This window comes from Cryptosporangium arvum DSM 44712 (assembly GCF_000585375.1).
GTDB classification, from domain to species: Bacteria; Actinomycetota; Actinomycetes; order Mycobacteriales; family Cryptosporangiaceae; genus Cryptosporangium; species Cryptosporangium arvum.
On sequence record NZ_KK073874.1, the window covers coordinates 2129388 to 2149416 of the forward strand.

17 protein-coding genes are annotated in these 20029 nt (G+C 72.5%); 8 read left to right on the forward strand and 9 right to left on the reverse strand.

Annotated elements, in window-relative coordinates:
* Positions 1–8: 8 nt before the first annotated feature.
* Positions 9–950 carry a hypothetical protein gene (locus tag CRYAR_RS09900; RefSeq protein ID WP_157017552.1) on the forward strand — a complete coding sequence of 314 codons (942 nt, stop codon included), beginning with the start codon at positions 9–11 and terminating at the stop codon, positions 948–950.
* A gap of 4 nt (positions 951–954) precedes the next feature.
* Here the strand turns inward: CRYAR_RS09900 and CRYAR_RS09905 are convergent, their stop codons facing one another.
* Positions 955–1527, reverse strand: coding sequence for a DUF3000 domain-containing protein (locus CRYAR_RS09905; protein ID WP_035861573.1), 573 nt, complete (start codon positions 1525–1527; stop codon positions 955–957).
* 151 nt (positions 1528–1678) lie between these two features.
* Here CRYAR_RS09905 and hemE point away from each other — a divergent pair, with 151 nt between their 5' ends.
* Positions 1679–2818, forward strand: coding sequence for a uroporphyrinogen decarboxylase (gene hemE / locus CRYAR_RS09910; protein ID WP_157017554.1), 1140 nt, complete (start codon positions 1679–1681; stop codon positions 2816–2818).
* A 28-nt stretch (positions 2819–2846) separates the two neighbouring features.
* Here the strand turns inward: hemE and CRYAR_RS09915 are convergent, their stop codons facing one another.
* On the reverse strand, positions 2847–3872 hold the full coding sequence (locus CRYAR_RS09915) for a DUF4349 domain-containing protein (RefSeq protein WP_051569981.1): 1026 nt from the start codon (positions 3870–3872) through the stop codon (positions 2847–2849).
* A gap of 229 nt (positions 3873–4101) precedes the next feature.
* Between CRYAR_RS09915 and hemG the strand changes: the two genes are divergently transcribed.
* Positions 4102–5580, forward strand: a complete 1479-nt coding sequence (gene hemG, locus CRYAR_RS09920) for a protoporphyrinogen oxidase (protein WP_051571981.1) — start codon at positions 4102–4104, stop codon at positions 5578–5580.
* Complete coding sequence (gene hemQ / locus CRYAR_RS09925; RefSeq protein ID WP_035850060.1) at positions 5573–6280, forward strand: hydrogen peroxide-dependent heme synthase; 708 nt, start codon at positions 5573–5575, stop codon at positions 6278–6280. The genes hemG and hemQ overlap by 8 nt, the downstream gene beginning before the upstream one ends.
* A 54-nt stretch (positions 6281–6334) precedes the next feature.
* Here hemQ and msrB read toward each other — a convergent pair whose 3' ends face one another.
* The 3 genes from msrB to CRYAR_RS09940 form a co-directional block, all read right to left on the reverse strand.
* Positions 6335–6754, reverse strand: a complete 420-nt coding sequence (gene msrB / locus CRYAR_RS09930; protein ID WP_035850062.1) for a peptide-methionine (R)-S-oxide reductase MsrB — start codon at positions 6752–6754, stop codon at positions 6335–6337.
* Between the two features lie 22 nt (positions 6755–6776).
* On the reverse strand, positions 6777–9320 hold the full coding sequence (locus CRYAR_RS09935; RefSeq protein WP_051569982.1) for a lamin tail domain-containing protein: 2544 nt from the start codon (positions 9318–9320) through the stop codon (positions 6777–6779).
* Positions 9321–9501: 181 nt separating this feature from the next.
* On the reverse strand, positions 9502–10788 hold the full coding sequence (locus CRYAR_RS09940; protein ID WP_211247367.1) for a class I SAM-dependent methyltransferase: 1287 nt from the start codon (positions 10786–10788) through the stop codon (positions 9502–9504).
* Positions 10789–11084: 296 nt separating this feature from the next.
* Between CRYAR_RS09940 and ligD the strand changes: the two genes are divergently transcribed.
* Complete coding sequence (ligD, locus tag CRYAR_RS09945; protein ID WP_035850066.1) at positions 11085–12125, forward strand: non-homologous end-joining DNA ligase; 1041 nt, start codon at positions 11085–11087, stop codon at positions 12123–12125.
* A 116-nt stretch (positions 12126–12241) separates the two neighbouring features.
* Positions 12242–12994, forward strand: a complete 753-nt coding sequence (locus CRYAR_RS09950) for a dienelactone hydrolase family protein (protein WP_084701816.1) — start codon at positions 12242–12244, stop codon at positions 12992–12994.
* A 12-nt stretch (positions 12995–13006) separates the two neighbouring features.
* On the opposite strand, the gene CRYAR_RS09955 is transcribed toward CRYAR_RS09950, so the two are convergent.
* From CRYAR_RS09955 to CRYAR_RS09965, 3 genes are all read right to left on the reverse strand, one after another.
* The gene (locus CRYAR_RS09955) at positions 13007–14413 is read right to left on the reverse strand and encodes an alpha/beta hydrolase (RefSeq protein ID WP_211247368.1); all 1407 of its coding nucleotides are present in this window, start codon (positions 14411–14413) and stop codon (positions 13007–13009) included.
* Positions 14414–14583: 170 nt separating this feature from the next.
* Positions 14584–15726 carry an ATP-dependent DNA ligase gene (locus tag CRYAR_RS09960; protein ID WP_051569983.1) on the reverse strand — a complete coding sequence of 381 codons (1143 nt, stop codon included), beginning with the start codon at positions 15724–15726 and terminating at the stop codon, positions 14584–14586.
* 5 nt (positions 15727–15731) lie between these two features.
* Entirely contained in the window at positions 15732–16454 is a 723-nt protein-coding gene (locus CRYAR_RS09965) for a dihydrofolate reductase family protein (protein WP_035850068.1), read from the reverse strand.
* Between the two features lie 22 nt (positions 16455–16476).
* On the opposite strand from CRYAR_RS09965, the gene zapE reads away from it, so the two are divergent.
* Entirely contained in the window at positions 16477–17484 is a 1008-nt protein-coding gene (gene zapE, locus CRYAR_RS09970; protein ID WP_035850069.1) for a cell division protein ZapE, read from the forward strand.
* A gap of 213 nt (positions 17485–17697) precedes the next feature.
* Positions 17698–19650, forward strand: coding sequence for a sensor histidine kinase (locus CRYAR_RS09975; RefSeq protein ID WP_035850070.1), 1953 nt, complete (start codon positions 17698–17700; stop codon positions 19648–19650).
* A 10-nt stretch (positions 19651–19660) separates the two neighbouring features.
* Here CRYAR_RS09975 and CRYAR_RS09980 read toward each other — a convergent pair whose 3' ends face one another.
* Positions 19661–20029: a response regulator transcription factor gene (locus CRYAR_RS09980; protein WP_035850071.1), complete on the reverse strand. Its 369-nt coding sequence runs from the start codon at positions 20027–20029 to the stop codon at positions 19661–19663.

A 20029-nucleotide genomic window follows, 5' to 3' on the forward strand; every position in this document is an offset into this window, starting at 1 on the left:
AGGCACCCGTGTCCGACCCGGGCTACGGCAACCAGAACGGCCCCTACCCACCTGGCTCCCCCTACCCGAACGACCCGCGCGCCACGCCGCCGCAGCCGGCGGCCGACCCGTGGGCGCCACCCGCCGCCAGCCCGTTCCCGGCGACGCCCGGCAGCGGTGACGAGTACGCCGCGCCGGTGTCGGGGGCCGAGTACTCGGTGCCCGGGTTGAACCCCCAGCCGGTGCCGCCCACGTCGGCGCCGCCGAACGTGCCACCCGGCTACGCGCCTCCGCCGGTCTCGGTGCCCCCGAACCCGGCCCCGCCGAACGCCGGACCACCCCACTCCGGGCCGCCCAACTACGCGCCGACCAACTACGCGGCACCGAACTACGCGGCACCGAACTACGCGCCGCCGCCGGCGTCCGCCCCACCGGCCGGTCACCCCGCCGGCTACGGCCCGGCCTACGCGACCGGACCGATCCCGACGAGCGGGTACCCCACCGCGCCGTTACCCGGCGCGGCCGAGGTGGGCCCGTCAGCGGTCGGGCGCCCGCCGGGAGGCAGGAACCGGCTGGTCGTGGTCCTCGCGGCGGCCACCGCGGTGCTGCTCGTCGTCGGGCTGACGATGAGCGGGCTGTTCATCGCCAAGAACGGCGAGCAGAACGACACCCAGGCCAAGCTCACGGCGGCCGAGAACACGATCAAGGAGCGCGACTCCAAGGTCTCGACGCTCGAGAAGGACCTCACCGACACCAAGACCAAGCTGACGAACACCGAGCAGCAGCTCGACGGCACGAAGGACTCGCTCGGCACCGCGAACTCCGACAAGCAGATCATCGCCAAGTGCCTGAAGCTCGTCATCCAGGCGCTGGACGCGATCGGCAAGCGCGACAAGGCGAAAACGGACTCCCTGATCGCCCAGCTCGACGCCCCGTGCACGAAGGCCGAAAAGCTCCTACCGGCGGAGTAGACGCTCAGGCCGAGTTGTGGGCCGCCAGGACCGTGATTCCCGGCGGTGGGAGGCCGGCCGTGGAGGCCAGCAGGCCGCACCAGGCGTCCAGGTGGGGCGCCAGGTCGGGTGACGTGTCGAGCATCGGCGTCCAGGACGCGCGTACCTCGACGTCGGAGCTGGTCGGCGGGCCGGCCAGCTCCCCGAAGCGGGTGGAGCTGACCTGGGTCACGGTGCCGCCGATCGCCCCGTACCGGGCGCCGGAGAGGTCGAGCGCGTCCAGGAGCCAACTCCAGCCGACCGCGGCCAGCATCGGGTCGGTGCCCATCTCGGATTCCAGCTCCGCGGTGACGTACGAGACCACCCGCCAGTGCCCGTCCCAGGCCTCCTGGCCGGATGGGTCGTGCAGGACGATCAGCCGGCCGGTGGCGACCTCTTCGTCGCCGCGGACGACGGTTCCGGAAAGGGCGAAGCTGCGCGGGGCGAGCCGCTGCGGTGCCGGCACCTCCTCGAGGAGGATCTCCGGCCGGGTCCGAACCGCGCGCAACGTCGCCACGGCGCTTGCGAAGGGGTCTGGCTCGGCGCCGTTGGGGGCCATGTTCCAGAGCGTAGGGGGAGCGGCGGAGCACGCGCAGCGCGGCGCGCCGTCCGGCCGCCGCGCACGCGACCCGGCCGCCGCGGAGCCGGCGCCGCCGCTCGGCCCGGCGGTGCCGGGAAGCCGGAGGCGCCGCCGTGAAACCATGGCCGACATGACCGACACCGCAACGCCTCTCGGCGGCACGCCGCGCTCCGCGGTCGATCCCGGATCGGACGCCGCAGCGCGGCAGGTCACCGGGCGTGCGCCGGTCCCCGCCGAGCTGGCCGACGGGCCGTTCCTGCGGGCTTGCCGACGCGAGTCGGTGACGCACACACCGGTGTGGTTCATGCGTCAGGCCGGCCGATCCCTGCCCGAGTACCGCAAACTGCGCGAGGGCATCGGCATGCTCGACTCCTGCCGACGTGCCGACCTTGTGACCGAGATCACCCTGCAGCCGATCCGGCGCCATCACGTCGACGCGGCGATCTTCTTCTCCGACATCGTCGTGCCGCTGATCGCCGTCGGCGTGGGGCTCGACATCGTCGCCGGGGTGGGCCCGGTCGTCGACGAGCCGTTCGGCTCGGCCGCAGACCTCGAGCGTCTCCGGCCGCTGGAGCCCGACGACGTCCCGTACGTCACCGAAGCCATCGGCACGCTCGCCGGCGAGCTCGGGGCGACCCCGCTGATCGGGTTCGCCGGTGCTCCGTTCACGCTGGCCAGCTATCTGGTGGAGGGCGGCCCGTCGCGGACGCACGCGCGGACCAAGGCGCTGATGTACGGCGAGCCCGAGCTCTGGCACGCGCTCTGCGACCGGCTCGCGACGATCTCGTCGGCGTTCCTGCGGGTGCAGGTCGCAGCCGGTGCGTCCGCGGTGCAGCTGTTCGACTCGTGGGCGGGCGCGCTGTCGGAGGCCGACTACCGCACCTACGTGCAGCCGCACTCGGCCCGGGTGCTGGCCGAGGTCGGGGCCACCGGGGTGCCGCGGATCCACTTCGGGGTGGGCACCGCCGAGCTGCTCCCGGCCATGGGCGAGGCCGGTGCCGACGTGGTCGGCGTCGACTGGCGCACGCCGCTGGCCACGGCGTCCGACCGGATCGGTCCCGACCGCGCGGTGCAGGGCAACCTCGATCCCGCGGTGCTGCTGGCGGACGAGCGGGTGGTGGCCGAGCACGTCGCGCGGGTGCTCGCCGACGGGGCCTCCGCGCCGGGGCACATCTTCAACCTCGGGCACGGCGTGCTGCCGGAGACCGACCCCGGCGTTCTCACCCGGGTCGTCGAGCTGGTGCACGAGCACTCCCGCCGCGAGGGCTGAGCCGGGCCGAGGCCCGGCTCAGCCGCGGTCAGGAAGCGGGCCCTTCCGGGGGTGCCGGCGACGAGGGCGCCGACGGCACCGATGACGAGGGCGCCGAGACCGGCGCCTGAGGCGGGAACGGCGGCACCGGGGCCCGGTGAGCGTGGTGCAGGGCCGACGGCGCGGGGGACACCGGAGCGGGGCGGCGCGGCCGGTAGCGGCGCAGCGCCCACCAGATCGGCACGCCGACGATCGCGAACCCGATCAGGAACGGCGCGAGCCACCCGACGATCGTCAGCAGCACGACGACGGACGTCACGAACGCGCTCCAGCCGTTCTCCAGACCGACGAGCAGCCCGCGCTCCTGCTTCGGCTCGGGCTTCGGCGGCGCCGACGGCTCGGCGAGCGACAGCGTGATCGTCGAGTACGAGACCTGGTCGCGGAGCGACCGCTTGGTCGCCTCGGAGGTCGCCAGCTCGCTCTCCCGCGTGGTCAGCTCGCGCTCGATCGTCGTCAGCTCGGTGATCGTCGTGGCCCGCTGGAGCAGTGCCCGGACCCGGTTGACGCTGGCGCGCTGGGCGGCGATCCGCGCGTCGATGTCGATCGAGGCCGTCTGCTGGTCCTCGGTGCCCAGGTTGCGCGAGGTCTCGGTGCCGAGCTTGGCCAGCGCGTCGATGGTGCCGGTGAACTTCGTCGACGGCACCTTCAGCGTGAGCGTGGCCGAGATGTCGTCGTCCGGCCCGGTGACGGACCGCTCGTCGGCGGCGACGTATCCGCCCGCGGCCACCGCGGCGGCGATCGCCTTCCGGGCGGCGTCCGGGACGTTACCCGCGGTCACCGCCATCGTGCCGGTGTAGACCAGCGGGCGGCTGGCGGTGCCGAGCTGCGTCGGACCGGTGCCGGTGCCGCCGGACCTCTGATCGGGGGCACTGCGCGGTGCCGAGGCGGCCTGCGGACGGCCGCTCTCCGACGACGAATCGCCGTCATCGGCGCTGCTGCTGCACCCGGCGAGCAGCAGGCCTGCCAGTAGCACCGCGGCCAAGGCCGGCAACCGGCGCCGGTGGCGAACGTCCATGGTGGTCCCTCTCGTCGGGCCTCGCGGATTCGAACCTGTGCGAGTTCGACGTGAGCGTGGCCCCTGCGGTTGCATCTCCACGGGGTTCGTTGCCGCCTCGTTGTCGCGTCGTGACCGGCTCGGATCCGGGACCGAAGTCCCGGTCGAGCGCCCCGGGCGCGTGACGCTGCCCACCATCGGCCGATTCCCGGGGGTCGGCACCGGCACGGGGAGCACGGGGTGCGGCACGATGGGTTTCGTGCTGTTCGAGGACCGATTCACCCGACCCCCGCACGTCGTCGTGATCGGCGGTGGCATCGCCGGTCTCTCCGCCGCGCTCCGCCTGCGTGACGCCGCGCCGGACGGCACGACGGTCACCGTGATCGAGCAGGCCGGCAGCGTCGGCGGGAAGCTGCGCACCGGCCGGGTGGCCGGCGTGCCGATCGAGGACGGCGCCGAATCGTTCCTGCTCCGGGTGCCCGAGGGCAAGGCGCTGGCCGAGCGGGTGGGCCTCGGGGCGGACCTGGTCAGCCCGACGGCGTCGGGGGCGACGGTCTGGGTGGACGGCTCGTTGCGCGCGCTCCCGGCCGGCACGGTGCTGGGCGTCCCGGTCGACCTGGAGGCGGTCGCCGCGTCCGGGGTACTGAGCGAGGACGGGCTGGCCCGCGTGCGTGCCGAACCCGGACGGCCCGGTACACCGCTCGGCGACTCCGACGTCGCGGTCGGGGAGTTGATCGCCGACCGGCTCGGGTCCGAGGTCGTCGACCGGCTGGTCGAGCCGTTGCTCGGTGGGGTCTACGCCGGCCGCGCCGACCGGCTGTCGCTGCGCGCGACGATGCCCGCGCTGGCCGCCGGGCTGGTCGACCAGCCGTCCCTGCTCAAGGCCGCCCGGGCGAACCGGGGCAGGGCCGCGCCGAACACCCCGATCTTCGGCACCGTCCGCGGTGGCCTGTCCCGCCTGGTCACGGCCGTCGCCCACGAGTCGAAGGCGGCGATCCGCACCGGCCTGCCGGTCCGCTCGCTGCGGCGCACGCCCGACGGCTGGCAACTCACGGTCGGCTCGGCCGGCTCCGCCGGGCGAAGCGGCAGCACGACGATCCACGCCGACGCCGTCGTGCTCGCGGTGCCGGCGTCCCCGGCGGCGCGGCTGCTCGGAGACGTCGACCCGGTCGCGGCCGCGACCGTCGGCGTGCTGGAGTACGCGAGCGTCGCGCTCGTGTCGCTCGTCCTCCCGGGCCGGGTGGCGCTGCCGCCGGGCACCGGAGCGCTGGTGCCGGCGAGCTCCGGACGACTGGTCAAGGCGGTCACGTACGTCTCCCAGAAGTGGGCACACGTGCTTGACGGGTACACCGGCGAACCGGTCACCGTCGTGCGTGCCTCGGTCGGCCGCTACGGCGAGGAAGCCGTGCTCCAGCGCGACGACGAGTCGCTGATCGACGCCGTGCGCGCCGAGCTCGCCACCCTCGTGCCGCTCGCGGCCGGCTGGCCGGCGCCGCTCGGGGTGCAGGTGAACCGCTGGGGCGGCGCGCTGCCCCAGTACGCGCCGGGCCACCTCGACCGGGTGGCGTCGGTGCGGGCCGCGCTGGCGGCCGAACCGACACTGGCACTGGCCGGGGCCGCCTACGACGGCGTCGGCATCCCGGCCTGCATCCGCTCGGGGCAGGCCGCCGCGGACCGAATTCTGGCTGCTCTACAGGCCACCAGGAGAGGAGAGCCTGTTCATGGCTGAGGGAAACAACTCGAACGCCCAGCGGATCCGGGAGCTCAACGATTCCATCCGCTACACGATGTGGTCGGTGTTCCGGGCCTCGGATCGGCTCCCGGCCGACCGGACGGCGCTGACCACCGAGGTCGAGGAGCTGATCGAGCAGCTCGGGCAGAAGGACGTCGTGGTCCGCGGCATCTACGACGTGTCGGGGCTGCGCGCGGACGCCGACGTCATGGTGTGGTGGCACGCGTCGACCTCGGACGAGCTCCAGGAGGCGTACGCGCGGCTGCGTCGCACCGAGCTGGGCGCGCACCTGCAGCCGGTCTGGTCGCAGCTGGCGCTGCACCGCCCGGCCGAGTTCAACCGCAGCCACATCCCGGCGTTCCTGGCCGACGAGCAGGCGCGCGACTACGTGTGCGTGTACCCGTTCGTGCGCTCCTACGAGTGGTACCTGCTGCCCGACGAGGAGCGCCGGGCGATGCTCGCCGAGCACGGCAAGATGGCGCGCGGGTACGCCGACGTGCGTGCTAACACGGTCGCGTCGTTCGCGCTCGGCGACTACGAGTGGATGCTGGCGTTCGAGGCGGACGAGCTGCACCGCATGGTCGACCTGATGCGTGACCTGCGGGCGTCGACCGCGCGGCGGCACGTCCGCGAAGAGGTGCCGTTCTACACCGGCCGCCGCAAGCCGGTCGCGGAGATCGTCGCCGCGCTGCCCTGAGGGCCGGAGCCCGCGAGGGCAGTGAGTTCCGGGGCCCGCGAGGGCCCCGGAGCATCACTTGTCGGCCGGCTCCAGCGTCAACGAGATCGAGTTGATGCAGTACCGGTCGTCGGTCGGGGTGCCGTAGCCCTCGCCGTGGAACACGTGCCCGAGGTGCGAGTCGCACGTCGCGCAGCGCACCTCGACCCGGCGCATGCCGAGCGTGGTGTCCTCGATCAGGACGACGTTCTTCGCCTCCGACGGCGCGTAGAAACTCGGCCAGCCGCAGTGCGATTCGAACTTGGTCTCGGAGCGGAACAGCTCCGTCCCACAGGCACGGCAGTGGTAGACACCGATGGTCTTGGTGTCGGTGTATTCCCCGGTGAACGCCCGCTCGGTGCCGGCCTCACGGAGAACGTGGAACTCCTGCGGGGTGAGCTGAGCGCGCCACTCCGCATCCGACTTGACAACAGTCGGCCGCGTCTGCTGAGTCATGCCCTCAACGGTACCGCGCGGTTCACGGAGTTGCCGGGGACGAATCCTCGGGGGAGTCCTCCGGGCCCTTCGGCATCCGCAGATAGCCGACCAGCGGATCGCGGTCGGTCCACCGCGACGCGAAATCGCTCTGTGCGTGGACGACGTCCACCTCCGCGCCGCTCAGCGCGGGGGTGACGAGCACGTGGTCGAGCAGGAACGCGTTGCCCTCGGACACCACGCTGTACCGGTCGGCGGCCGGGAGCTTCGTGGCGACGTCGGCCAGTGTGCCGCCGTCGGTGAGCAGCCCGAGCGTGGGGGAGCCGTCGGTGTCGGCGATGCCGCCGACGACGACCACCGCCGCGTCGCGATCGGCGTCGAGCAGCTCGTCGACGAACGTGCGGACGGCCGACGCCTGGCTTCCGCGCTGCTGCTCGGACGTGTGGCGACGCGGCTGCTGACGGCCGTAGAGCGGTCCGTCTCCGCGGCCGGACGCGAAGTCGTTGCCGATGACGAACACGGTGCGACCCCGGAACCGGAACTCGCCCGCGAGCGACTTCCGGGCGTCGCGGAACGCGGTGGCGGCCGGTGCGACCCGCCCGGGAGAGAGTGTCAGCCCGACCTCGCCGTCCCTCGTGTCGACCTCGGTGGCCGTGGTGGCGTCACCGGCCCCGCGGTCGACGAACGACACGCGGGCGGGGTTGAAGAGGAAGCCGATCCGACGGTTCTCCGCTCCGGAGCCGTCCCGCCGGCTGACCGGGTCGATCTGCCGGACCTCGTACCGGGGACCGCCGGCGGCGCGGATCGCGTCGAGGAGCGCCGCCCACCCCTCGTCGGCGCCGACCTCGGCGTCGTAGGTGGCTCCGTCGTCGTCCGGCATCTCTTCGACGACCAGGACGTCGGGCGCGCGCAGACCGCGGACCACGGTCGCGGCCAGCTGCTTGAGACGGCCGCGGCCGCCGTTGGGGTCCGCGCCGCTGATGTCGATGCTGGAGACGGTCAGCTCGTCGGGCTTCGGCGCCCGTGCCGTCTCCGGCTTGGCCTTGCCGGCACGGACGACCGGGGTGGAGAGCAGCTCGACGCGGTAGTCGCCGGCGCCGTAGTCGAGCACGCCGTCGAGCGCGCCCGGCAGCTGATCGCCCACGTTGGCCACCGGGAGCGGTGCCAGCAGGTCGTCGAGCACGATCCGTTCGGTGTTGGGGTCGGTGTCGGTCAGGCGCAGGCCGCCGTGCGTCGTCCGCGAGGACCCGGCACCGGCCGGAAGGACGGGGAGCTGACCGTCGACGCTGGTGGGGCCCACCACCGTCGGGTTGTTCAGCCGCACCAGCATGCCCTCGAGCGACTCGTAGAAGTCGAGCGCGTTGAGCGTCGGCGCGAACAGCCGCGTGCTCTCGACGTCGCCGGGCGCGTCGGTGCGGATCTGGGTGGGGGGCATCCGGCCGCCCGGTCCGATCAGGACGGGCACCGGGCGGCGGGCGGCGCTGGAGACGACCGAGACCGTCGGCCGGATCAGCTCGGTGGTGGTCAGGTTGTCGGCCCCGGCGGCGGCGCCGGGCCGGTACTCGGTGACCGTGCCGGCCACCCGCACCGTGTCGCCACTCTGGACCCGCGGCGCGTTGCCGGTGTAGACGAACAGCCCGTCGCTGGTGGCCGGGTCGTCGTCGGGTTCGGGATCCTGCATCCAGAACCCGGTGCGCCCCACCGCGGTGACCACGCCGGGGACCGAGGTGACCAGCCGTCCGGCCAGCGGTGACGTGTGCGAGCGCCCCTGGATGTCGGCGATGCGGGCGGTGCGCCCGGCCTTGTCGCCCGCGCCGCCCGGCGGTGCGGGCGTCGCCACGACGAAGTCCGCCGAGTTGCTGCCGCTGTCGACGCCGCCGCTGCCGTCCACACCGGGGACGCCCCGCTCCTGCTGCTTCGCGTTCTCGACCCCGGCCGGGCCGCCCGGGTCGTCCTCGATCGAGGAGGTGCCCTGGTCGGCGGGGACGCTGATGTCGCGCCGGACGATCGAGGTGGTGTTGGAGAGCGCCGGGGCGGGCCGGCCCTCGGCGTCGTCGGCGTTGCCGTAGCCGACGAAGTCACGGACCCCCTCGACGGTCGTGCAGCTGGCGACGCAGTGCAGGGTTTCCACCGCGTGCACGAGGGCGACCTTGCCGCTGGTGGAGCCGAGGTCGAGCGAGCCGGTGACGTCGGCCTTCGGGAGGTGGGTGGTGCCGTTCGGACCGCCGGCCTGCGCGATCAGGTACCGGCCGCCGGCGGGGATGCTGCCCGACAGTTCGGTAACGCCCCAGCCGCGCTCGCGGGGCGGTGCGTACTGCACGCTCCACCCGCGCAGGTTCACCGGTTCGTCGCCGCGGTTCGTCAGCTCGATGAAGTCCGCGGTCCAGATCGACCCGGACTCGCCCCCACCGCCGTAGATCTGGCTGATGACGAGGTCGGCGGGGCGGGAGGCGGTGCCGACCGTCGACGAGGTGGCGGTGGCGCCCAGCGCGATCGCCAGGAGCAGGACCGGGAACGCGGTGGGTAAGTAGAACGAGAGCTTGGTGAACTCGTTGCGCCGGGCGTGGCGCTGGGGACGCCTGGTCACCGCATGCCTTACCTGATGCGCATGCCTCCCCGTCGTACGGTTCCGTCCCACGAGCGCACACGCTACCGGTGGAGTACGACGATTCGGGTACGGGCGTAGAGGCCCTTAACCCTCGGTAGCCGGTCCGGTGGACTGGACCGGCTACCGGGGGATACCGGCATCAGCCGAACGGCCGAGTCGGTCAGTCGACCGTCGCGTACGACGCGCGCGTCGCCGGCATGTGGCTGTGCCCCTTGCGGTCCGGACGCACGGCCAGCACCTGGTGGATCGCGATCCGGTTCCGGTCGAACGCGAGCGCCGACCCGGCCATGTAGAGGCGCCAGACCCGGGCCCGGCCGACGCTCGTCAGCCGGACGGCCTCGGACCAGTTCTGCTCCAGATTGCTCACCCAGGCCCGTAGCGTCCGCGCGTAGTGCTCGCGCAGCGACTCGACGTCACGCACCTCGAAGCCGACGGTCTCGAGCTGGTCGGAGATCCAGCCGACCGACTGCAGCTCACCGTCCGGGAACACGTACGCGGTGATGAACGTCCGCTCGGGCTTGCCCTGCCGGCGCGACTGGAGCGTGTCGGTGACCGTCGGCGGCTGGGTGATCTGGTGGCTGAGCAGCCGCCCACCCGGCTTGAGCAGGCCGTACAGGAGCTCGGCGTAGCCGCGCCACTGGTCGGTCCCGACGTGCTCGGCCATGCCGATGCTGGAGATGGCGTCGTACGGGCCGTCGTCGATGTCGCGGTAGTCCTGCTCGCGGATCTCGACCAGGTCGGCGACCCCGGCCGCGGCGGCGCGCTTCGCCGCGCCGACGGCCTGCTCGTGGGAGTTCGTGACGCCGACGACGTGCACGCCGTACTCGCGGGCGGCGTGGATGGCCATCGTGCCCCAGCCGCAGCCGACGTCGAGCATCCGCATCCCGGGCTTGAGCCCCAGCTTGCGGGCGATCAGCTCGACCTTGCCGGTCTGCGCCTGCTCGAGCGTCGTGGCCGGGTTCGCGGCGTCGAGGTCGGGCCAGTACGCGCAGGAGTACGTCATCGACTCGCCCAGCACGAGCCGGTAGAAGTCGTTGCCGACGTTGTAGTGGTGACCGATCGCCGCGGCGTCCCGGCGGACGCTGTGCAGCATGCCGGTGGTGGGGCGCATCTCCTCCGGGGGCGGCGGCGGGTTGCTGCCGATCGCGCCGAGCCGCATCGCGGAAGCGACGAGCAGGCGCTTGTCGGCGCTGGAGAGGTGCAACCCCTGGGTCGCGTCGAACAGGTGGAGCATGCGGTCGAGCGCGCCGATGAAGTCACCTTCGACGGTGAGGTCGCCGGAGACGAAGGCGCGGGCCATGCCGACCTCGTTCGGGGACCAGACCAGCCGGCGCAGGGCCCGGCGGTTGCGGATGACGAGGGTGGGGCCGCCCTCGCTCTCCGAGGGGCCGAGAGAGCTGCCGTCCCAGGCACGGATTCGGACGGGAGGCTCGGCCCCGAAGATCATGTTGATGACTGGGTGTAACCGGTCGGCAACCGTGGCATGCTCTGACGCCAGGTAGGTCATGACTACTTGTCCTTTCGCTCACCCACCGTGGGAGCCCGGTGAAGTCACGAGGTCTTGTTGGCAACCGCAACTATGAGGTTGCTTAAACCAACTTCTTTGCTTCGATCATGCACCCTGAAGAGCGCTTGACGCTTCGAATAAATACGGTGACGGCGGCCACAGACGTGGTACCACCGTTCTGATGCCAGACCCAGCCGTTAACCGTCTGCGGGTATTCCCGCCGGTACCGTGCTGACATGGCGTCCAAAGCAGCGTCTCCGGCCGTTGAACTCATCGTCGGCGACCGGGCGGTCCGGATCAGCAACCCCGATCGGGTCTATTTCGACGACCCGCACGCCACCAAACTCGACATCGCGAAGTACTACCTGTCGGTCGGCGACGGCATCGTGCGCGCGCTCCGCGAGCGCCCCTGCATGCTGCACCGCTACCCCGACGGCGTGTTCTCCGCCGGGGTCGAGGGCGAGAAGATCTACCAGAAGCGGCTGCCGAAGGGCGCACCCGACTGGGTGGAGAGCGTCCAGGTCAAGTTTCCGAGCGGGCGGAGCGCGGACGAGCTCTGCGTCACCGAACTCGCGTCGGTGATCTGGGCCGTGCAGATGTCGACGGTGGAGTTCCACCCCTGGCATTCGCGGCGGGCGAACACCGAGCAGCCCGACGAACTGCGCATCGACCTCGACCCGCAGCCCGGAACCGGGCTCGCCGAAGCGCGCCGGGTCGGTGGTGTGGTGCGCGAGATGCTCGCCGAGCTGGGGTGGAGCGGCTGGCCCAAGACGTCGGGCAACCGCGGCATCCACATCTACGTCCGGATCCGACCCGACTGGTCGTTCACCGACGTGCGCCGGGCCGCGCTGGCGTTCGCCCGCGAGGTCGAGCGCCGGGTGCCGGAGCTCGCCACCACCGCCTGGTGGAAGGAGGAGCGCGGCGAGAAGGTCTTCGTCGACTTCAACCAGAACGCGCGTGACCGCACGATCGCCAGCGCCTACAGCATCCGCGGCCGGGCCGGTGCGCTGGTGTCGGCGCCGATCACGTGGGACGAGTTGCCCGACGTGGAGAGCGAGGACTTCACGATCCGGACCGTGCCGGCGCGGTTCGCCGCGCTGGGCGATCTGCACGCCGGCATCGACGACGTCGCGGTGGGGATCGAGCCGCTGCTGGAGTGGTCGGAGCGGGACGCGCGTGATCACGACCTCGGCGACGCCCCCTACCCCCCGAACTACCCCAAGATGGAAGGGGAGCCCATGCGGGTGCAGCCGTCGCGCGCCCGCACAAGGGAGTAATCCTCCGCCCTGCTCGAAAGTTGTTTTCTGACCCGGGAGGGTGACGCGGGCCACACCTTCAGGTCATGCTCGACGGTGACCGGCACTCCGGTGCGACCCGCCCACAGGAGGCGCGCATGCCCGAGCAGGCCCGAACCCCGTTGAATCGCCCGCAGCGGACGCTTTCCCCACACAGTCACCCGCAAGCCGGCACCGGGAAGGCGGCGGCAGCCGGAACGGACGCCAAGGAGCACGTCTCCGACGTGCTGGTGCGGGTCAGCGACGCGGAACTCGACGGACGGCTCGGGCGCCCGGAGGCCGCGCGCGGCGTGGTGGTGTTCGCGCACGGCTCGGGTAGTTCACGGCACAGCCCGCGCAACCGTCAGGTGGCCAAAGCGCTCTACCGCGCGGGGTTCGCGGTGCTGCTCGTCGACCTGTTCACCGCGGCCGAGGAGCAGGAGGACCAGCGCACCGGCCGGATGCGGTTCGACATCGACCTGCTCGCCCGGCGGGTGGACGATTCGGTGGGCTGGGTGGTGGAGCACACCGACACCCAGGGGCTGCCGGTCGGGCTGTACGGCGCCAGCACCGGGGCCGCCGGTGCGCTGGCGGCGGCCGCGCAGCGCCCGGAGACCGTGCGCGCGGTCGTGAGCCGCGGTGGCCGGCCCGACCTCGCGAGCAGTTGGCTCACCACGGTGGCGGCACCGACGCTGCTGGTGGTCGGTGCGCTGGACCACCCGGTGCTCGAGTTGAACCGCCAGGCCGCCGACGCGCTGGGCGGCCTGGCCCGGGTCGAGGTCGTGCCCGGCGCGACCCACCTGTTCGAGGAACCAGGCTGCCTGGACCATGTCGCAACCCACACGACGGCCTGGTTCCAACAGCATCTGTAATCGCGCCGCCCCCTAGGAGGCGGGGCAGGTCAGGCCGTCGGGCGGGGGGTTCGTGGTCAGCAGGTAGTTGCTGATGTTCTCGCGGATGCAGGTCGTCTGCGGGTACGCCGTGTGCCCCTCGCCCTGCCACGTGACGATGTGGCCGGTGCCGAGCCCGCTGGCGAGCTTCGCGGTGTTGGCGTACGGCGTCGCCGGGTCGCCGGTGGTGCCGACCACGACGATCGGCGGTGCGCCGAACGCCGCCCCGACCGGGTACGGGTCGTGCGTGCCCGGCCAGACCGCGCAGCTGAGCATCGTCATCGCCAGCGGGGCACCGAACAGCGGGTACTTGCGTCGCCACTCGGCCTGCAGCGTGCGGACCTTCGCCACGGTCGGCGGGTTCCGGTCGTCGGTGCAGCCGATCGCGGTGAACGCGTCGGTCATGTTGTTGTACGAGCCGTCGGCGTTGCGCCCGGTGAAGCTGTCGTTGAGCGCGAACACGGTCGTCGGGTCGCCCTTGGACACGTCGGCTATCGCCTTCTCCAGCGTCGGCCACTGTGCCTTCACGTACAGCGCCGCGGTCACCGCGGAGAGCACGTGGCCGGTGGTGGCCGTGCGCTTCTCGCCGCCGCGCCCGGCGACCGGCTTCTTCTGGACGGTGATCAGCACGTCGTGCAGCGTGCGCCGCGCGTCGGGGCCGATCGGGCAGCCGGAACCCCGCGCCCGGCAGGCGGCGGCGAAGTTGTCGAACGCCTTCTCGAACCCGGCGGCCTGCCCCTCCGAGGCGGTGATGCCGTCGAGGTTCGGGTCGACCGCGCCGTCGAGGACGAACGCCCGGATGCGCCCGGGGTAGAGGTGGGCGTAGACCGCGCCGAGCAGCGTGCCGTAGGAGTAGCCCAGGTAGGTCATCTTCGGATCGCCGACGGCCTCGCGGATCGCGTCCATGTCACGCACGGTCTGCTCGGTGCTGTAGTAGCCGAGCGACTGCCCGTACTTGCTCACGCACGGGTTGATCGACGTGCGCCAGAGCTTGACCTGCTCGTCGAACTCCTTCTGCGGCGCCGGATCGGGGTTCGCCGCGGTGGTGGCGTCCTTGCTGGCCGCCGTGAGGCAGTCGACCGGGGCGGACTTGCCGACGCCGCGCGGGTCGAACCCGACGACGTCGAAGCGCTCCATGATCTCGCCCGGCAGGAACAGCGGGGTCTGCGCGGCCAGCTCGATGCCGGACGCGCCGGGACCGCCCGGGTTGACCAGCAGCGACCCGATCCGGTTCTTCTGGTCGGTGCGGCGGACACGCACCATCGCGATGTCGAACGTGGCGCCGGTGGGGTTCGCCCAGTCCTGCGGGACGCGCACCGCACCGCAGTCGACCTGGACGCCCGAGAGCGACGTGCCGATCGACCGCTCGATCTCGGCTTTGCAGTCCGTCCACTTCGCCATACTCGTGTCCGGAGCGGACGACGGGGCCGCCGAGGGCGCCGCGCTCGGCGAACCGGCACGGGGAACGGATCTCCACTCGCCGTCGGCGACGGTCGTGCCGCACGCGGACAACCCGACGGCGGCAGCGAGGCTGACTATCACGAGGGAGAGCCGGGGGGAGCGGCGCAACGTCACGGAGAGCCCTTCAGTACGCGTTCTAGATCAAAGCGGACGGGACGGTCAAGTTGAGCATAAGTGCATGAACGGGGTTCCCGGTCGGGCCGCCAACGTTCGAAACGCGCAGTATGCCGGAATCGATCGCCTTCCATGTGGTCGTACGCCACTTCGACGACGAGCTCGGGCCGAAGCGGCTGCCACGACAGGTCCTTCTTGCCCGTCCACCGGCTGGGCGCACCGGGCATGCGGGTGGGAACCGCCTCTCCCGCCGGCGGCGCCTCCGCGGTCTGCTCGGCCCAGGCCGACCACGGGTGCTCGGACACATCGGACAGCCGGTACTGCTCCAGCTCCTCCACCAGCTCCGCGCGCCGCTTCGCGGTGAACGACGCCGACACCCCGACGTGGTGCAGGTTCCCCTCGTCGTCGTACAGGCCGAGCAGCAGCGAACCGACGATCGGTCCGGACTTGTGCCAGCGGAACCCGGCGACCACGCAGTCGGCGGTGCGGGCGTGCTTCACCTTCTTCATCGTGCGCTTGCCGGGCTCGTAGGGGCCGTCGGCGGCCTTGACGATCAGCCCGTCGAGCCCCGCGCCCTCGAACTTCTCGAACCACGACTGCGCGGTCCCGGGATCGGTGGTGACCGGGGTGAGGTGGGTGCGCGGACCGGAAGGCCCGCCGTCGGCCGGGAACAGGCCCGCCAGCCGCTCCCGGCGGCCCGAATAGCCGACCTCGAGCAGCGACTCGTCGCCGAGTGCCAGCAGGTCGAACGCGATGAAGTGGGCCGGCGTCTGCTCGGCGAGCAGGTTGATGCGCGTCGCGGCCGGATGGATGCGCTGCGCCAGCGCGTCGAAATCGAGCCGGTCGTCGACGACGACGACGAGCTCGCCGTCGACCACGCACCGCTCGGGCAGCGAGCCACGGACCTCCTCGACGACCTCGGGGAAGTAACGCTGCAGCTCCTTGTTGCCGCGGCTGCCCAGGACCACCCGGTCGCCCTCGCGGAAGATCAGACAGCGGAACCCGTCGAACTTCGGCTCGTAATACAGACCGTCGCCGACGGGGATGCCTTTGACCGGGCTGGCCAGCATCGGGTCGACCGGGGGTGCCACCGGCAGCCCCCACTGCACTTCTTCGTCATCGCCCGCACCAGGACTCATGCCGGTCAGTGAAGCAGAGAGGGGCGACAATAACGCAGCAACAGCACGCCCTCGTCTTCGACGACGTGTGCGAGCGCGAGCGACCGGGGGTCGGGGGAGTGCGGACCGGCGCTGATCCTCCCCGGCCCGCCCCCGGCCAGCTGCGGGCTGATCGTCAGGCAGATTTCATCGACGTCGTCGGCGGCGGTCAAGGAAGCGAACAGGCGTGGCCCGCCCTCGCAGAGCAGCTGGCTCAGACCGCGTGCGTGCAGTGCCGCGACGAAGTCCACGTCGTCGACGACGTCGGCCACCTCCTCGATCGCGCGGCGCCGATCGGCGGGAGCGTCCGGGCCGGTGACCACGATCGGACGCACCGGCGCCCGGACCAGCGACGCGTGGTCGGGTGGGATCGAGAGCGAGCCGGACACGACGACGAGCGTCGGGGTGGGGGCGAGGCCGGCGGCTTCGCGGCGGGCGCGACGCTCGGCGTCGAGCGTCACCGGGCCGTAGTCCTCGGCCAGAGCGGTGCCGGCCGCGACCACGAGCCCGTCGCACCAGCCCCGGAGGAGCTTGAACACGCGTTTGTCGGCCGGGCTCTGCAGACCGGCGGACAGACCGTCGACGCTCACGCCGCCGTCGACGCTGGCGACGAAGTTCATCCGCAGCCGCGGAACGCTCCGGTCGGTGGCGTACAGCTTCTCCAGCGCGACGTCGTCGAGCTCGGCGGCAGCGGGGTGCAGGAGGCGCATGGACCCACCGTAGGCTCGTACTGTGCACCTCTCCGACCGGCAGCCTGAGGTCGCTCCGGCGCGGCTCGTCGCCGAACTCGTCCCACCACCCCGCTTCGCGGACGCGCGTTTCGACACCTACCGGCCCGATCCGAACGAGCCGTCGCAGGCCGCGGCGCTCGCCGCCGTCCGGGCGTTCGCCGAGCGGCTCTCCGCGCCACCGCCGCGCAAAGGATTGTTCCGGCGAGCGGCCCGGGCTCCCGAGGGCCGGCCGGGCATCTACCTCGACGGCGGCTTCGGCGTCGGCAAGACGCACCTGCTGACCTCGCTCTGGCACGCGGCGCCGAAGCCGGCCGGGTACGGCACGTTCGTCGAGCTCACCCACCTGGTCGGTGCGCTCGGCTTCGCCGGAACCGTGGACGCGCTCGGCACGCTGCGCCTGCTCTGCGTCGACGAATTCGAGCTCGACGACCCGGGCGACACCGTGCTGGTCTCGTCCCTGCTCACCCGCCTGGTGGAGCGCGGGGTCGCGCTGGCCGCGACGTCGAACACGCTTCCCGACAAGCTGGGCGAGGGCCGGTTCGCGGCCGAGGACTTCCTCCGCGAGATCCAGGCGCTGTCCGCGCGCTTCGACGCGGTCCGCGTCGACGGCCCCGACTACCGGCACCGGGACGCGGCCGAGGCGCCGGAGCCCCTCGCGGAAAGCGTGGTCGCCGAGCGCGTCGCGGCCCACCCCGCGGCCACCGTCGACGACTGGTCGACGCTGCTGGCGCACCTGGCGACCCTGCACCCGTCCCGGTACGGCGCCCTGCTCGACGGTGTCGAGGCCGTGGGGCTGACCGGGCTCACGCCGGTCCCCGACCAGAACACCGCGCTGCGCGTGGTGGTGCTCGTCGACCGGCTCTACGACCGCAGCCTGCCGGTGTTCGCGTCCGGTACCCCGGTCGACGAGATCTTTCCGCCGGAGATGCTCGCCGGCGGATACCGCAAGAAGTACCTGCGTGCCCTCTCCCGGCTGACCGCGCTGGCCCGCGAAGGCGCTACTCGGTAGACGGGCCGTTCGGGCGTTGGGGTGGGTGGGGCGAGCGGTGCTGGCAGGAGCACCAGGTGCCGCCGCGGCATTCGGCGTGGCGACCCTCGCGACAGGCCGGACAGATCACGCCTCCAGTGTGCGACGCGCCCGGGTACCCCTGGCAAGAGGAGCGAGTAATAATAAATCGTCGCGAAAGGGGCATTTGTTCTGAAGGGGTGGTAACACCTGCGTATGACCTCACCGGCGAGCACCCTCCGCGCCGCTGTCGGCGCGGTGGTGGCGCTTCTCCTGTTGCTCGGCGGCGCCCGCCTGGTCGTCGGCCACTACGTCGTGTCCCGCAACGACGAGCGGGTGCACCGCGCGACCGCGGCCGCAGCGGCCAACGACGACCTGCTCCTGTCCCTCACCGAAGCCCAGACGGGCCTGCGCGGCTACCAGCTGACCGGTGACCCGTCGCTACTCGACTCCTACCGGCGCGGTCTGGCCGGCTACGCCACCGCGCGGTCGGCGGTCCGCGAGGCCGCCGACCGCGACCCGCTCCGCGCGCTGGTGGCGGCCGAGATCGACGAGGCCGACGCCTGGGTGGCCACCAGCGCCCCGCTCGGCGACGCCGTCGGCATCGCCGACGTGTCCGTGGTCAGGCGGGGAGAGCAGCAGTTCGACCGGCTCCGGTCGGCGAACGCCCGCGCCGCCACCGGGTTCGACGCCGATCTCACCGCCGCGCGTGCGCACGCGCGCTCCGTCGATCTGATCGGTGATCTGGGTACGGCGCTGCTGGCGGTGCTCGCGGCGGGGCTGGTTCTCGGGCTCGGGCGGCGCGTCCACCGAGCCACCGGACCGTTCGAGGAGATCCGGACCGTGCTCGCCCGGATCCGCGCGGGTGACCGGTCGGCGCGGGCGCGCCCGGCCGGACCGCCGTCGGCCCGGGAAGCCGTCGAGGCGCTCAACGAGCTGGCCGAGGACCACCAGCGGCTGCACTCGTCCGAGTCGGGGCGGGCCGAGGCCCGGCAGCGGGCCCACGACCTGGGCGCCACCGTCCGGGCGTCGCTCGACCCGGAGGCGATCCTCGACGAGGCCGTCGCCGGGCTCGGCGCGGTGCTCGAGGCCGACCACGTCTACCTCCGGCTCGCCGACGGCACCGACCGGCTCTGGAGCCGCCCGGGCCTCGACGCGCCCCCGATCGAGTCGCTGCGTGCGGACGAGCCGATGATCGGCGCCGCTCTCACCACGGTCTTCAGCATCGACGCCGAGTCGACCGGCGCGCTGGTGCTGGCGCGCTCCCGGCCCTGGTCCGACGACGACCGGGTGCTGCTGGACGCGGTCGCCGCCGACACCGGCCGCGGGCTGCACGTCGCCCAGGTCTACGACCACCAGCGTGAACTGGCCGAGCGGTTCCAGGATCTCGACCGGCAGAAGACCGACTTCATCTCCACCGTGTCGCACGAACTGCGGACGCCGCTGACCAGCATCCTCGGCTACCTGGAGATCCTGCTCTCCGGTGATCAGGGTGAGCTCACCGACCCGCAGGAGCGCAGCCTGCGGGTTGTGGAGCGCAACGCCGAGCGGCTGCGCGAGCTGGTGGGGGACCTGCTGACGCTGTCCAGGATCGGGTCCGGGAACCTGGAGATGACCGCGACCCGCGTCGAGGTGACCTCGCTGCTCGACGGGGTCCGCGAGGTGTTCGGGCCGGTCGCGGCCGGGGCGGGCGTCACGCTCGAGACCGACCGGGGCGACGGGCTGGCGGTGGTCGGCGACGACAGGCAACTCGAGCGGGTACTGCACAACGTCGTCGGCAACGCGGTGAAGTTCACGCCGGCCGGCGGCTCGGTGCGCGTCCGCGTGCGCGGCGACGAGGCGCGCGTGTCGTTCGAGGTCGCCGACACCGGCATGGGGATACCGGCCGCCGATCAGGACCGGCTGTTCCAGCCGTTCCAGCGTGCGTCCAACGCCGTGGCCAGCGCGGTGCAGGGCACCGGCCTGGGGCTGGCGATCGCGCGGTCGATCGTCGAGCGGCACGGCGGTGAGGTGACGCTGCGGTCGGCGGTGGGGCAGGGCACGACGGTCACGATCGCGCTGCCCCGCGCCCTCGGAGCCACGACCGGGTCCGACACCGCCGTCGATCCCCGCGAGGCCGCGATCCGAGCCGCCAAGGCCCGCGCCCTCTCCCGCGCGTCCGCGCGCTGACCACGAGCGCTCAGGCGGGCCCGAGGATGGCGGCGATGCGGGCGACCAGCTCGCGTGGGCTGAACGGTTTGACCACGTAGTCGTCGGCGCCGACGTCGAAGCCGGCCTCGATGTCGGCCTCCTGCGCCCGCGCGGTCAGCAGCAGCACCGGAACCTTCGCGGTGGCCGTGTCCTTGCGCAGTTCCCGGCACACCTCGAGCCCCGACATGCGTGGCATCGACACGTCGAGCACGACGAGGTCCGGCGTGGTCTCGCGAGCGGCGGCCAGCGCCGCGGCGCCGTCGGTGGCGGTCACCAGGTGGTACCCCGCCTGCTTCACTTTGAAGGTCACAAGCGCCAAGATGTCCGGATCGTCGTCGGCGATCAGAACCGTACTCAT

Bases quoted from the DNA above. Each gene is read 5' to 3' on its own strand.
- ligD (WP_035850066.1), top strand. From the start codon at position 11,085: ATGGCGTCCAAAGCAGCGTCTCCGGCCGTTGAACTCATCGTCGGCGAC.
- hemQ (WP_035850060.1), top strand. From the start codon at position 5,573: ATGGCTGAGGGAAACAACTCGAACGCCCAGCGGATCCGGGAGCTCAAC.
- msrB (WP_035850062.1), bottom strand. From the start codon at position 6,754: ATGACTCAGCAGACGCGGCCGACTGTTGTCAAGTCGGATGCGGAGTGG.
- hemE (WP_157017554.1), top strand. From the start codon at position 1,679: ATGACCGACACCGCAACGCCTCTCGGCGGCACGCCGCGCTCCGCGGTC.
- CRYAR_RS09915 (WP_051569981.1), bottom strand. From the start codon at position 3,872: ATGGACGTTCGCCACCGGCGCCGGTTGCCGGCCTTGGCCGCGGTGCTA.
- CRYAR_RS09965 (WP_035850068.1), bottom strand. From the start codon at position 16,454: ATGCGCCTCCTGCACCCCGCTGCCGCCGAGCTCGACGACGTCGCGCTG.
- CRYAR_RS09960 (WP_051569983.1), bottom strand. From the start codon at position 15,726: ATGAGTCCTGGTGCGGGCGATGACGAAGAAGTGCAGTGGGGGCTGCCG.
- CRYAR_RS09940 (WP_211247367.1), bottom strand. From the start codon at position 10,788: ATGATCTTCGGGGCCGAGCCTCCCGTCCGAATCCGTGCCTGGGACGGC.
- hemG (WP_051571981.1), top strand. From the start codon at position 4,102: ATGGGTTTCGTGCTGTTCGAGGACCGATTCACCCGACCCCCGCACGTC.
- CRYAR_RS09980 (WP_035850071.1), bottom strand. From the start codon at position 20,029: ATGAGTACGGTTCTGATCGCCGACGACGATCCGGACATCTTGGCGCTT.
- CRYAR_RS09975 (WP_035850070.1), top strand. From the start codon at position 17,698: ATGACCTCACCGGCGAGCACCCTCCGCGCCGCTGTCGGCGCGGTGGTG.
- CRYAR_RS09955 (WP_211247368.1), bottom strand. From the start codon at position 14,413: ATGGCGAAGTGGACGGACTGCAAAGCCGAGATCGAGCGGTCGATCGGC.
- CRYAR_RS09905 (WP_035861573.1), bottom strand. From the start codon at position 1,527: ATGGCCCCCAACGGCGCCGAGCCAGACCCCTTCGCAAGCGCCGTGGCG.
- CRYAR_RS09950 (WP_084701816.1), top strand. From the start codon at position 12,242: ATGCCCGAGCAGGCCCGAACCCCGTTGAATCGCCCGCAGCGGACGCTT.